General features: G+C 64.2%; 12 protein-coding genes. 6 read left to right on the forward strand and 6 right to left on the reverse strand.

Features of this window, described 5'->3' with window-relative positions; translation table 11 throughout:
* Positions 1–11 precede the first annotated feature (11 nt).
* Positions 12–980, forward strand: coding sequence for an SDR family oxidoreductase (locus OQE62_RS16190; RefSeq protein WP_265723084.1), 969 nt, complete (start codon positions 12–14; stop codon positions 978–980).
* Positions 977–1,786 carry an SDR family NAD(P)-dependent oxidoreductase gene (locus tag OQE62_RS16195; RefSeq protein WP_265723085.1) on the forward strand — a complete coding sequence of 270 codons (810 nt, stop codon included), beginning with the start codon at positions 977–979 and terminating at the stop codon, positions 1,784–1,786. The genes OQE62_RS16190 and OQE62_RS16195 overlap by 4 nt, the downstream gene beginning before the upstream one ends.
* Before the next feature lie 133 nt (positions 1,787–1,919).
* Here OQE62_RS16195 and OQE62_RS16200 read toward each other — a convergent pair whose 3' ends face one another.
* Positions 1,920–2,510 carry a LysE family translocator gene (locus OQE62_RS16200; protein WP_265723086.1) on the reverse strand — a complete coding sequence of 197 codons (591 nt, stop codon included), beginning with the start codon at positions 2,508–2,510 and terminating at the stop codon, positions 1,920–1,922.
* Between the two features lie 65 nt (positions 2,511–2,575).
* Between OQE62_RS16200 and OQE62_RS16205 the strand changes: the two genes are divergently transcribed.
* Both OQE62_RS16205 and OQE62_RS16210 read left to right on the forward strand, forming a co-directional pair.
* Positions 2,576–3,349, forward strand: a complete 774-nt coding sequence (locus tag OQE62_RS16205) for a TatD family hydrolase (RefSeq protein WP_265723095.1) — start codon at positions 2,576–2,578, stop codon at positions 3,347–3,349.
* Positions 3,339–5,015, forward strand: a complete 1,677-nt coding sequence (locus OQE62_RS16210) for an aminotransferase class V-fold PLP-dependent enzyme (protein WP_265723087.1) — start codon at positions 3,339–3,341, stop codon at positions 5,013–5,015. The genes OQE62_RS16205 and OQE62_RS16210 overlap by 11 nt, the downstream gene beginning before the upstream one ends.
* Positions 5,016–5,090: 75 nt before the next feature.
* Here OQE62_RS16210 and tcdA read toward each other — a convergent pair whose 3' ends face one another.
* From tcdA to OQE62_RS16235, 5 genes are all read right to left on the reverse strand, one after another.
* Positions 5,091–5,891, reverse strand: a complete 801-nt coding sequence (tcdA, locus tag OQE62_RS16215; protein ID WP_265723088.1) for a tRNA cyclic N6-threonylcarbamoyladenosine(37) synthase TcdA — start codon at positions 5,889–5,891, stop codon at positions 5,091–5,093.
* On the reverse strand, positions 5,888–6,334 hold the full coding sequence (locus OQE62_RS16220; protein WP_265723089.1) for a thiol-disulfide oxidoreductase DCC family protein: 447 nt from the start codon (positions 6,332–6,334) through the stop codon (positions 5,888–5,890). Before OQE62_RS16220 ends, tcdA begins: the two co-directional genes overlap by 4 nt.
* Before the next feature lie 79 nt (positions 6,335–6,413).
* Positions 6,414–9,155, reverse strand: coding sequence for an ImpA family metalloprotease (locus tag OQE62_RS16225; protein WP_265723090.1), 2,742 nt, complete (start codon positions 9,153–9,155; stop codon positions 6,414–6,416).
* 166 nt (positions 9,156–9,321) lie between these two features.
* Positions 9,322–9,786 carry an FKBP-type peptidyl-prolyl cis-trans isomerase gene (locus tag OQE62_RS16230; RefSeq protein ID WP_265723091.1) on the reverse strand — a complete coding sequence of 155 codons (465 nt, stop codon included), beginning with the start codon at positions 9,784–9,786 and terminating at the stop codon, positions 9,322–9,324.
* Positions 9,787–9,929: 143 nt separating this feature from the next.
* The gene (locus OQE62_RS16235; RefSeq protein WP_265723092.1) at positions 9,930–10,289 is read right to left on the reverse strand and encodes a globin family protein; all 360 of its coding nucleotides are present in this window, start codon (positions 10,287–10,289) and stop codon (positions 9,930–9,932) included.
* Positions 10,290–10,715: 426 nt separating this feature from the next.
* Between OQE62_RS16235 and OQE62_RS16240 the strand changes: the two genes are divergently transcribed.
* Both OQE62_RS16240 and OQE62_RS16245 read left to right on the forward strand, forming a co-directional pair.
* Positions 10,716–11,141: an HIT family protein gene (locus OQE62_RS16240; RefSeq protein ID WP_265723093.1), complete on the forward strand. Its 426-nt coding sequence runs from the start codon at positions 10,716–10,718 to the stop codon at positions 11,139–11,141.
* A 108-nt stretch (positions 11,142–11,249) separates the two neighbouring features.
* Positions 11,250–12,050 carry a GIN domain-containing protein gene (locus OQE62_RS16245; protein WP_265723094.1) on the forward strand — a complete coding sequence of 267 codons (801 nt, stop codon included), beginning with the start codon at positions 11,250–11,252 and terminating at the stop codon, positions 12,048–12,050.
* The last annotated feature ends 95 nt before the right edge of the window (positions 12,051–12,145 follow it).

Raw genomic sequence — 12,145 nt, forward strand, 5'->3', positions numbered from 1 at the left:
AGAAAATCACTATGAACGACAAGAAAGTGCTGATTACCGGCGCCTCCGGTTACGTGGGGCGGCAGCTCGGGGAATTGCTGGCCGAAGAGATGTCGGTGGTGGGGGTGGACATCCACTCGCGACCGGCGGGCTTCCCGATCCTGCAGATGGATATCTGTGACGCCGCCCTGGGTGAACTGCTGCGCGCCGAGGGGGTGACCCATGTGGTGCACCTGGCGTCGGGGATGGCCGCGGGACGCGACCGGGCGCGAGAATACCGCATCGATGTCGAGGGCACCGAGAATCTGCTCAAGGCCTGTCTCTATGCCGGTGTGGAACATATCACCGTCACCAGCAGCGGCGCCGCCTACGGCTACCACGCCGACAATCCCGAGTGGATTGAGGAGCACCACCCGCTGCGCGGCAATCCGGAATTCGGCTACTCCGATCACAAACGCCTGGTGGAAGAGATACTGGCCGCCTACCGGCAACAGCACCCGCGGCTGAAGCAACTGGTATTCCGCCCCTGTTCCATCGTCGGTGCCAACACCCGCAACAAGATCGGCAAACTGTTCTCCGGCCGCGCGATTCTCGACCCCGGCGGCCACGATTCGCCGTTCGTGTTCATCTGGGACCGGGATGTGGTGCGCGCTCTCCGGTACGGTGTGCAGCACAGTGCCACCGGTATCTACAATCTCGCCGGCGACGGCGCACTGACCCCGCGGGAGATCGCAAAATCGCTCGGCAAGCCATTGCGCAGGCCGCCGATCTGGCTGGTGAAGGCGGTACTGGGCATCGGCTATTTTCTGCGCCTGACGGATAAGCAGCCCGGCCAGGTGATATTTCTGCAGTACCGACCGTTACTGTTGAACCGGCGCCTGAAGGAAGAACTGGGTTTCGTGCCGGAGAAAACCTCCGCCGAGGCCTTTGCCTGTTTTGCCCGCGAGGCGCTGGGGATCCAGGTGCCCGAAAATGCGACCGTGGCGGAGGGCGCGGTGTGAGCGGGGAAAAGGTCTTCATCGTCACCGGTGCCGCCGGTGGGCTCGGTTGGGCGACAGTGGAATCGCTGGCGGCCCGCTACCGGGCTCGCTTCGCCCTGATCGACCTGCAACGGGAGCCGCTGGAGGCGAGGGCGGCGGAACTGCGCGGGCGCGGTGTCGAGGTCGATGTGTTTACCGCCGACCTGTCCAGCGAGGCGGCCACGGCGGAGCTGGTGGCCGCGCTGAGAGCGGCCTGTCCGCGCGTCGATCTGCTGGTCAACAACGCCGGTATTACCCACCGCAGCCTGTCCACCCGCACTGGCAACGCGGTAATCCGCCGGGTGATGGCGGTGGACTACCACGCACCGGTGGAGCTGGCCCAGGGCCTGCTGGCGGAACTGCGCACGGCGTCCGGCTGTGTGGTGAATATCAGCTCCATGGCCGGCTGGATGCCGGTACTGGGCCGCGCCGGCTACTGCGCCGCCAAAAGCGCGCTGCACCAGTATTTCGAAACCTTCCGCGAGGAGGTGCGCGGCGAGGGCGTGCGCGTGCTGATGGTCTACCCGAGTTTTGTCGCCACCAGTATCGAGCAGAACGCGCTGTCCGGCGACGGCGGCAGGGCCAGCCACAGGCAGAGCACTGTCGGCCGGGTACGCAGCGCGGAGTGGATGGCGGAAAGAATCGTCACTGCGGTGGAAAAGGGCCGGGAGCGGCTTTTCCCCCGGGACAGGACGCTGCTCGGCGCCTACCTGTACAGGCTCTTCCCGCGCCTCTTTATGAAGCAGATGGTCAAAGAATTCCGCGTGGAACTGGCAGTGACCGGGTAACTGCAGGCTGGCAAGGGTAGGGTGCGCCGTGCGCATCACCCGGAAATCGCCGCGCCCTTCTTCTAACTCAAGTTTCGGGGTTTAGTTTCGGCTTGTGGCATCGAAAAGCGGTTCGAACTCCGAAACTTGAGTTCTAATCCAGCACCATCGGCACCACACTCACCGCCAGCAATACTCCCATGGCGATATTGAAACGGCGCAGGTGGGCGGGATCGTTCAGTACCCGCTTGAGCCCGACGCCGAACAGCAGCCAGATGATGATGCAGGGGCCGCCCACGGCGATGAATGTCAGCGCGATACGTGCGATATCCATCCACATCTCGCCGCTGGGGCTGGTGAAGGCCGCCAGCGCACCCACCGCCATGATCCAGCCCTTGGGATTCACCCACTGAAACGCCACCGCCTGCAGGAAGGTAAAGGGCTTGCTGTTGCCGGCATCGCCCACCTCCCGGGTGCTGGCGATAACCCAGGCCAGATACAGCAGATAGGCGATACCCGCCCAACGCACGATCTCGTGCAGCAGCGGAAACCGGTTGAACAGGGTGCCCAGCCCCAGGCCGATGGCGACGATCATGGCCGGAAAACCGAGGCAGATACCCAGCAGGTGCGGCAGCGAGCGGTGCACGCCGTAATTCAGGCCGGACGACATTATCATCAGGTTGTTGGGGCCGGGCGTGATGCTGGTGGAGAAGGTGAAGAGTACAATGGGTATCAGGGCTTCCAAGACGTCGACCTCTACTGCGGACAAAGGTGTAACATGCGGGCATCCCGGGGAAAGCTCAAGTGCCGATGATCGATAGCCACTGCCATTTCGATTTCGAAGCCTTCGACAGCGACCGATCGCAGGTCTGGGCGCGCTGCCTGGCGGCGGATGTCGAGCGCCTGATTATTCCCGGCGTCAGCCCGACGCGCTGGCCCGCCCTGTTCGATCAGGTGGAAGCGCAGCCGGCCTGGCACGCGGCGGTGGGGCTGCACCCCTGGTGGGTGGCGGAAACGGAACTGGAACCCGGGGAACTGCAGCGGCAGATTGCCGAGCAGCTTGAGGCGCACGCCTGTGTGGCCATCGGCGAGTGCGGCCTGGACGGCGCCATGGTGACCCCGCTGGCAGAACAGGAACCGCTGTTTCGCGCCCAACTGGCATTGGCCGGCGAACTGCAGTTGCCGCTGATTGTGCACGCCTGTCGTTGCCACAGCGATATGCTGCGGCTGCTGAAGGAATACCGCCCCGCCCGCGGCGGTGTGATTCACGCCTTCAGCGGCAGCCCGGAAATTGCGCGGGAATACTGGAAGCTGGGCTTCTACCTGGGCGCCGGTGGCCTGGTTACCTACAAGCGCGCGGCCAAGACCCGCCGCGCCTTTGCCGACCTGCCGCTGGAAGCCATCCTGCTGGAGTCCGATGCGCCGGATATGCCGATACAGGGCCGCCAGGGTCGGCGCAACAGTCCCGAATACCTGCCGCAGATCGCCGCTGCGCTGGCGGAGTTGCGCGGTATTCCCGCGGCCCGGGTGGCGGAGCAGAGCCGCCGCAATACCGAACAGTTATTTGCCCTAGATGAATTTTGATCCCGACGCTTTCAAAGAGTTTTTCCCACTGTTTGCCCAGCCGGAAAACAGAGATCTCATCTATCTCGACAACGCCGCAACGACCCAGAAACCGCGCGCCGTTATCGAGGCGGTCACCGATTTCTATCTGCACAGCAATGCCAACACCCACCGCTCCAGCCACCGGCTGGCCCGCCGCGCCACGGAAATGGTAGAGCGGGTGCGCCGGCAGGCCGCCGTTTTCCTGAACGCGGCCAGCCCGCGGGAGGTCATTTTCTGCCGCGGCGCCACCGAGGCGCTCAACCTGCTCGCCTACAGTCTCTGCAGCGGGCTGCGGCCCGGCGATGAAATCGTCATTTCCACCGCCGAGCACCACGCCAATATCGTGCCCTGGCAGATGATGGCGCAGCGCCATGGCCTGACGCTGCGCTATGTGCCCCACATCGCCGGTATACCGGAGTTCCAGCGTCTGCACGAGGTGCTGAACGAACGCACCCGTATCGTGTCCCTCACCGGTGGCTCCAATGCACTGGGCCTTCGCCCGGACCTGGAAGGTATCGCGCGGCAGTTGCGCGGATGCAGGTCACGGGGAAGAGAGCTGCACTGGATCGTCGACGGCGCCCAGCTGGCCGCCCACGAGACGGTCGATGTACAGAGCATCGGCTGCGATTTTTTTGTCTGCTCGGCGCACAAGTTCTACGGGCCCAGCGGTATCGGCCTGCTGTACGGCCGCGAGTCGCTGTTGCGCCGTATGCCGCCGTGGCAGGGCGGTGGCGAAATGATAGCGACGGTGGATCTCCACTCCAGCGACTATGCCGATCTGCCACACCGGTTTGAAGCCGGTACCTCGCCGCTGGCGGCCATCGCCGGGCTCGGCGCCGCGCTGGAATTTCTCGCTGACCGGGATCGCGCCGCCATGGCTGCGCACGAGCAGTCGTTGCTGGCACGGTTGCACCGGGAAATAGCAGAGCTGCCCGGTGTGCGTCTGATCAGCGAACCGAAGCAGAACCTGGGGATCCTCGCCTTCGTGCCGGAGAATGGCAGCGCGACGGATCTGGTGCACTGGCTGGACGAAAAAGATATCGCCGTGCGCGTCGGCCACCACTGCGCCCAGCCGTTGATCCGCGCCGCCGGGGAAACCGCGACCTTGCGCGCATCGCTGGCCGCCTACAACACGGCCGACGATGTGGAGCGGTTTATCGAATCGCTGCGCGACTATCTTTCGGCTTCGGAAACGGTGCCGGAACAGGTGGCGTTGTCGAGTACCGCCGGTTGGTCCGGCGATAATCTCTCCGCCCTGCAGCTCGAGCGGCTGGCGGCGCAACGCAACTGGCAGGATCGATACCGGGAACTGATGCGCTGGGGCAAGTCGGTTTCTGAAAAGCCCGCCATTCGCCGCTCTGAAAACCTGGTGCGCGGTTGTGAGTCCGATGCCTGGCTGGTGCACCGCGAAGAAAACGGGAAGCACTTCTTTGCGCTGGATAGCGACAGCCGGGTGGTCAAGGGCCTGGGTGCGTTACTGCTGTCGCAGGTGGACGGGTGCCGTGCGGAGGAAGTCCGTGCGCGGGATCTGAAAGAACTGTTTGCCGAACTGGGGCTGGAAAAACACCTGAGCCAGTCGCGAAGTAATGGCTTTTACGCGTTGCTGCAGCGAGTGTTGGACTGTATCGCTTGCGGGCCGGCTTGAGCTTCGCGAACCGCAGATTTTCGGGACGCCGGCTATTGTTGGACTTCGCTGCGCTCGGTCCAGCCTGCGCCGTTGTCAGCCCTTTTTCTGCAGCAGCCGTTCGATGCCGCGCGCCGCGGCGGCAAAACCGAAACTGCCGGTAACCATGGTGGCAGCGCCGAAGCCGCCGCTGCAGTCGAGTTTCACCCCGTCCTGCATTGCGCTCTTCTGTTCACAGACGCCGCCGCCCGGCTGCGGGTAGACCATGGGTTCCGTCGAATAGATGGCATCCACACCGAACTGACGTTTGCGGGACTTCTGGAAATTGTGAAAGCGGTAGAGGTGGCTGCGGACCTTGGCCAGCATCGGGTCGTGGCTGGTGCGGCCCAGGTCGGCGCAGGTGATACGGCCCGGATCCCGCTTGCCGCCGGCGGAGCCGACGGTCACCAGTCGGATCTTGCGTGCCTTGCAGTAGGCGATCAGCGCAGCCTTGACCCGCGCCGAGTCGATGGCGTCGATGGCGATATCGATGGGCGCCCGTTCGGGATCCAGCAGCTCGGCGAAATTGTCCGCGGCGATAAAGTCCTCCTCGATGCGCACATCGATTTCCGGGTTGATCTGCCGCAGCCGTTCGGCCATCACTTCCACCTTCATCTGCCCGACGGTGTCCGCCAGCGCGTGGCTCTGGCGGTTGCTGTTGGTGATGCAGACATCGTCCAGGTCGATCAGCGTGATCCTGCCCACGCCGGAGCGTGCCAGCGCTTCCGCGCTCCAGCTGCCGACACCGCCGATGCCGATCACCGCGAAGTGTGACCCGTGCAGGCGCGGCAGCGCGTCCTCGCCGTAGAGGCGGGCGATACCGCCGAAGCGCTGCAGGTACTGTTCAGACAGAATCATTCGTTCAGCTCTTCCAGAAACCGGTGCTTTTCCGCCGCGGTGGGCAGGCGGCACTGCGCGGGGCGGCCGAATAGCCGGTAGCGATTCCGGGCTATCAGGTCGTAGATCCGGTCGCGCAGTGGGCGCGGTACTATACGCAGTAGAGCCAGGTGACGCCAGGGACCCGGCAGTTGGGCGACGATGCGCAGGGCGGCCGCGCTGCGATGGTATTCGTCGCAGTGGCCGCCGTGGCATTCCAGGTAGATGACCGTCTCGTAGTGGTCCAGTGGCAGACCGAGTCTCTCCAGCAGTTGCCGGCCGGCGGGGGACTGGACCCGGCACAGGGTGAAAATGGCATCCCGGTCCCGCTCCAGCACAAGGCGGCTCCAGCCATTGCAGAGATTGCACTGGCTGTCGAACAGGATCAGCTTTCCCGGCAGGGACGGGGGCAGGGTGGGGTGCAAGGTGTGCCTCCAGTTGGTCCGCTGTAGTCGCCGGGGCGGGCCGCCGTCGCGGCGGGACCGCGACGGCGCTGTGCACTTGTCAGAAGGGCCAGGCCATATCGGCGCTGACCGGGACCTTCTCCACCCGGTTCCAGTCGTTGTTGTCCGGACCCACCCAGAGCACCCTATCCTGCGGCGGCAGGGTCCAGGCATCGAGCTGGGCGGCGGTTGCGCTGCCGTAGTCCACGCCCCAGATATCCCACAGTGGGCGCAGGTCGCGCCCGCTCAGGAAACTCGACATCAGCAGCATAAACTCGTTGCCGTTCAGTTCGGGTTTTTCCGCGAAACCGTCCAGGCCGAATTTGCTCCGCTCCGCGGTCCAGTCATCGGCACTGATATGGCTGAACTGGCGCTCGGCCAGATACAGCAGAGTGTAGATATTCCAGCCCCGGCTCGCCTCGCCGGTGACTTCGCGCCACAGCTGCGGCAACTGGGCATAGAAGGCCATGCGCTCGCCGTTGTCCGCGGCGTAGCTGTCGTCGGCCCAGATGGCGTCGTAGGCGACTCCGTAGGCATCGGCCCCGTCCGCGGCGCCGGCCTTGAGGGTCTCGAAGGTGTCGCGGTAGGCGATACGATCGCTGGATCTGTCTGTGGACTCTTCCTGCAGCAGGCGCCAGTTCTTGTGCAGCGGGAAGAGGTTGCAGGATACCTCGGCACTGCGACCGCCGTGGATCTTCAGCCGGTTGCGCTGCAGGTTGTGGCCGAGTTCGTGGCTCTCGCCCCAGCCGAAGGGATCCAGTGGCCAGGCCTGGTCGTAGGGGTTGCCGCTGCAGCCGGAGCCGCAGTGGGCGAAGCGGTCTACATTGATGTGCTGGACTTCCGGCAGCCCGTGGATCTGCGGGTTGCTGCAATCCCAGCCGAGTGCCGAGCACTTCAGTTCCACCAGCGGCGCCAGCTCCACGCCGCCGCCCTGGAAGCCGGCCAGGGCGTAGGCATCCCGCAGCATATATTCGAAAAGGTCTTCCAGGAACTGCTGGCTGCTGCCGCCGTAGCGGGAGTCGTTGATGGACTGGTTCAGCCGCTCGCGCAGGGAGTGGATCTCGGCAAAGGGCGAGCGTATTTCCGCCCAGCTCAGCGGGTTGTACTGCAGCGCCGTGGCGAAGGCGGACTCGTCCATCGCGTCGCTGTATTGCAGGAAGGGATGCTGTACTGCGCCCTGCAGCTCCAGCTGGATCGTCTGCGTGTCGTCGGCACCGCTGTAGACCAGTTGCAGTGTGCCGCCGTAGGGGGAGGTCAGGGAGATACTTTGTCCCGCCGCCAGCGGTATTGCCGGGCTGGCGAGAAAGCGGGGGCGCGAGTATTCGTCCCACAGTCGGGTGGAGCCGGTGCGCTGGGTATTGATACGGACGGCTGTGGCGGCCGGGTTTTTGTCGCTGCGGCGGATGGTGATTCGCTGTCCCGGCGGGATATAGGCACCGATCGCCGTAAAGTGATCGCCCTGCACGGACAGGCTGACCTGACCGTCCGCCGCTTGCGGGTCGCCGTCGAGCGGTGCGCTGAAACTGCCGAGGTCCGGTTGTGGAGACTGGATATCGCGCAGGTAGTGCACGCTGTAATCGGCGAAGAGGGCGCGCATAAAATCGATCTGTGCCGCGCTTTCCTTCTGCATCGGGTAGCGGATCTCGACGCGCCACAGGTCCCCCAGCAGTACCAGCAGTTTCAGCAGGCGCTGGCCGCGCTGGCGGAACAGCGGTCGCCCCTGGCGATCGAGGCTGTTGAGCATGTCGCGCATCTCGGCGGCGCCGTCCAGTAGGGCTGCTCGCAGCGCGGCGTCCTTGTCGCAGTCGCCCCCCGCCTCGCTCTCGCACAGGTTCCAGTCGACCGGGAAGCTTTCCGCCCTGAAGTTCTGTAGCGCCGTCTCGATGGGATTGTGTTCCTCCATGGCCGCGAGCATGGTCTCGATATCCGGCCAGTCCAGGGGGTCCTGGACAAAGTAGTTGCCGGGGTGATCGCCGAGGGCCATGCCCAGTTCCGCCGCGAGTGTGCGACCCAGTGGTGTGGCGTCCCAACCCCGGGTATGGACGTAGAGGATACCGATGCCGCGCTGGTGCGCGTTCTGCAGCAGTTGTTTCAGCGCCCCTTCGCCGCCTTCCGCGGGGCGGTCGCTGACGATCAGTACCCCGGCGCCGTCGAGGCAGTCGGCGGCACCGGGGCACTGGGCGATCCGGCTGTCGGGTAATTGTCGCGCCAGCCAATGGTTCAGCCCGTCCCGTTCGATGCCGGCTAGGGCGATGGCGTCAGGTGTGTGGCTGCCGGCCAGCCACCGCAGCAGGCCGCTGCCGAAGGCATCCATGCCGGTACTGTCTGTTTCCTCGACGTAGAATTCGAAACCAATGCCCGCGGCGCGCGCGCCCTCGATTTGCACGGCACTGGCGAGGGAGCGCCCCCGATTGCTGCCGCGCAGGATGGGTACGCCGTTGCCGTAGAGAGCGTCGATAAAATGGCTGCTGCGGGGCACCGGGTAGGCCAGGGCGTCCTCGACGGCGAAGCCCTCCAGTATCTGTTGCCGCAGGGCCCGGAGGCGGGCCACCTCCGACAGTGCCGCGTCGATCAGGTCCTGTGGGTTGTCCAGCGCGCTGCTGTCGCCGTCGATCAGGGCCTGTTCCAGGGGATCCGCACCGGCCGGCTTTTCCCCGTCGCCGGTGTTGTCGTCGTCGCCACTATTGCCGTTATCCGTCTGCTCACTGCCGTCTGCGGCGGTGTCGGATTTCTCATCGCCGCCGCTACCGCAGCCCTGCAGCAACCCCAGTACCAGAATAACTCCGAACAACAGTCGACTCATTTGCCCCTTGCCCCTCCCAGGCTTTCCTGTCTGTTTGGCGGTGGCATGATAGGGCTGCGTCGTGGTGGTTGCCGGAACTGTTGCACGGTGCGGCAATTTTTCGGGGAGGTGTGGTACTGGCGGGGATGGGAAGAGGCGGCGGTCGAGGATAACCGCCGCCGCAGGATCAATGCACGTGGCCGTGATCGACCTCTTCCGGAGTGGCTTCGCGTACGGAGACCACTTCGATATCGAAGTGCAGTTCCACGCCGGCCAGCGGGTGGTTGCCATTGATGGTGACATTGTCGCCGTCAATCTCGATGACTTCGACTTCGATGGGCTGGCCTTCGGTGCTCTGGGCGCGGAATGCCATGCCCACTTCCAGCTTCTCCACACCGCCGAAAGCGCTGCGCGGCAGGGTCTGGATCAGTTCCGGATTCTGCGGGCCATAGGCCTCGTCCGGCGGGATGACGGCGGTGAATTTGTCGCCGGTGTCCTTCTCGAGCATTTCCCGCTCCAGACCGGGAATGATGTTGCCCACACCCTGCAGGTACTTCAGCGGTTCGCCACCGGACGAGGAGTCGATGACTGTGCCGTCGGCATCTTTCAGGGTGTAGTGCATTTCCACTACGGAGTGGTTGGCAATCTTCATGAATAATCTCTAGGAAGGTCGATGAGTGAAGTGGCGCCTATGGGAAAGGCTGCGAGCGGCCATTGTATTGACAGGTCCGCCGGGTCGCAACCGGCGGAGTTGTGCGGGGGATCGGGGCAGGGGGCGGAGTTTCGGCGGCTGTCTCAGCAGGCGATGCCGAGGTCCTCTTCGCAATCCTGGTAGAGGTTGCCGGCGGTTTCCACCAACTGATTGCTCAGTTGCAATGAAAAGCCCAGTTCAATCAGCCGCGCCTCGAGAAATTCCAGCATGGCTTCGAACAGAGTCGGGTTCAGGCCGCGGGCGAGAAAGCTGGCGCGGCTGCTGCGTACCGGTTCCTGCTGTGAGGAGAGGGCGTGGTTCAGAAATTGTGCCTGGCGGGTCTGCTGTTTGCGGTGATCACAGGTTTCGAACTGAGACAGGTGGCGGCCTATGGCCTGGTAAAATTCGCCTACCGTTCGGTTGACGAATCCGGTGCCGCCGACCTGATCCAACAGGTTGTTCATGATGGCTTCCCCCCAAGTGGAAGTTAATAGTCAGAGTATCCGGGAGATGAACTGTCCGCCGAGCCGAAAAAGAGCGACAGGGTTGTTTGACGGTGTCGCGGCTCAATGGCGATGAGTCTTTATGAGGCGGAGCCTACGGCATAACATTTGTGCTGCCAACGAGGAGTCAAGAAATTGTCATCTTGTTCTTCGGGTTGTCTGGGACGGTTAAAGCGTGGACCAGCGGTCATGGGCAGGCCCCGGTTTTATACGCGTCGACGACCGCCGCAATTGCGGCGGCCGGGCCCGGTAAAAATGAAATGCAGGCGCGTATTGACGCTTGTCGGGTGCCGGGATCGCAGAGTCCAATATCGCGCCGGGGCCCGCATTGTCCGGAAAGCTGGTAGACTCACCGGTCGCATCCAATCATTCGAGCAGAGGTTAGCAATGGCGAGCATTTTTACCCGGATCATCAATGGCGAACTGCCGGGGCACTTTATCTGGCGGGACGACAGGGCGGTGGCGATCATGACCATAGCACCGGTCAAGCCGGGTCACTGCCTGGTGATCCCCGTGGAGGAGATCAACCACTGGGACGACGTGCCGGAGGATCTCGCCGCACACCTGATGTCGGTGGCGCAGAAGGTGGCCAAGGGGCTGAAGGCTGTCTATCGTCCCGAGCGGGTGGGGGTGATGGTGGCCGGGCTGGAAGTCCCCCACACCCATTTCCACCTGGTGCCGGTGGACGCAATCGCGGAACTGGATTTTTCCCTGCAAAAGCCGGCGGAAGCCGAAGAACTGGCTGCCGAGGCGCGGAAAATTCGCGCGGCCCTGAGTGAGATGGGACACACCGAGGCGGATTGCGGAGCGTGAGGGATCCCGAGCTCGGGCATTCGGGGTGGTTTTCGCAGCCGCTGCATCCGAACGGGACCGATGGATCGTCTATCGGGCAGAGCCGGTAAAAACTACGAGAGGACACCCATGGCCGTCATGAACTTTCCCGCCCGCCCCGCGACGCTTCTGCTGCTGGTCGCATTGATTGCCTGTGCAGCGGTGCGCGCGGACGAAACCAGAAGCAGGCAGTTCGATGTCTCGGGTTATGACCGCATCGAACTGAAGGGCAGCTCGCAACTTGAGGTGGTGCAGGGCGACACTTTTACCGTCGAGGCCCGGGGCTCCGCCGAGGCCGTGGCCAGCGCCGGCGCCGAGGTGCACGGCGACACGCTGGAGCTCTGGGTGGGTAATAAACGCGAGCATTTCTTCGGGCTGGTGACCATCAGTGGCGATCAGTCGGTCCGGTTCCGGGTCACTCTGCCCGCGGTGCGGGAAATCCTGGTGACCGGTTCCGGAGAGGTGCGCGCCGACACCCTGGAGAGCGAGGCGCTGGAGCTGCGGGTCACCGGTTCCGGCGAGCTTCGGGTCGACAAGGTGGCCGCCGAATCCCTGCTGGCGTCGATTACGGGCTCCGGCGACCTGTTGCTGGGCACGGTACTGGCCGTGGATGGCGAGGCCTCGATCAAGGGATCCGGCGACCTGCACCTGGACAGCTATGCCGGCGAGAGCCTGAAGGCAGAGATCAAGGGCTCCGGCGACATGACTGTCGGCGGCCGTGTCGCCGAGCTGGAAGTCGGCCTGATGGGGTCCGGTGATTTCGTTGGCCGCAAGCTGCAGGCCGACAGCGCCGGCGGCTCGATAATGGGGTCCGGCGATATCGTCCTCCGCCGGCCGGCGCAGGAGTCTTTCTCGGTCATGGGGTCCGGGGAGATAGCGTTGGTTGAGTGACCGGCGTTGATCCGGCAAAAGCGCGCTGGCCCCGGCCGGCGCGCTTTTTATATGTGCGCCAGGCATGGCGCGTAGCGCCGTGACTGGCGCTGTTC

This window comes from Microbulbifer halophilus, from assembly GCF_026183675.1.
In the GTDB taxonomy this organism is placed as follows: domain Bacteria; phylum Pseudomonadota; class Gammaproteobacteria; order Pseudomonadales; family Cellvibrionaceae; genus Microbulbifer; species Microbulbifer halophilus.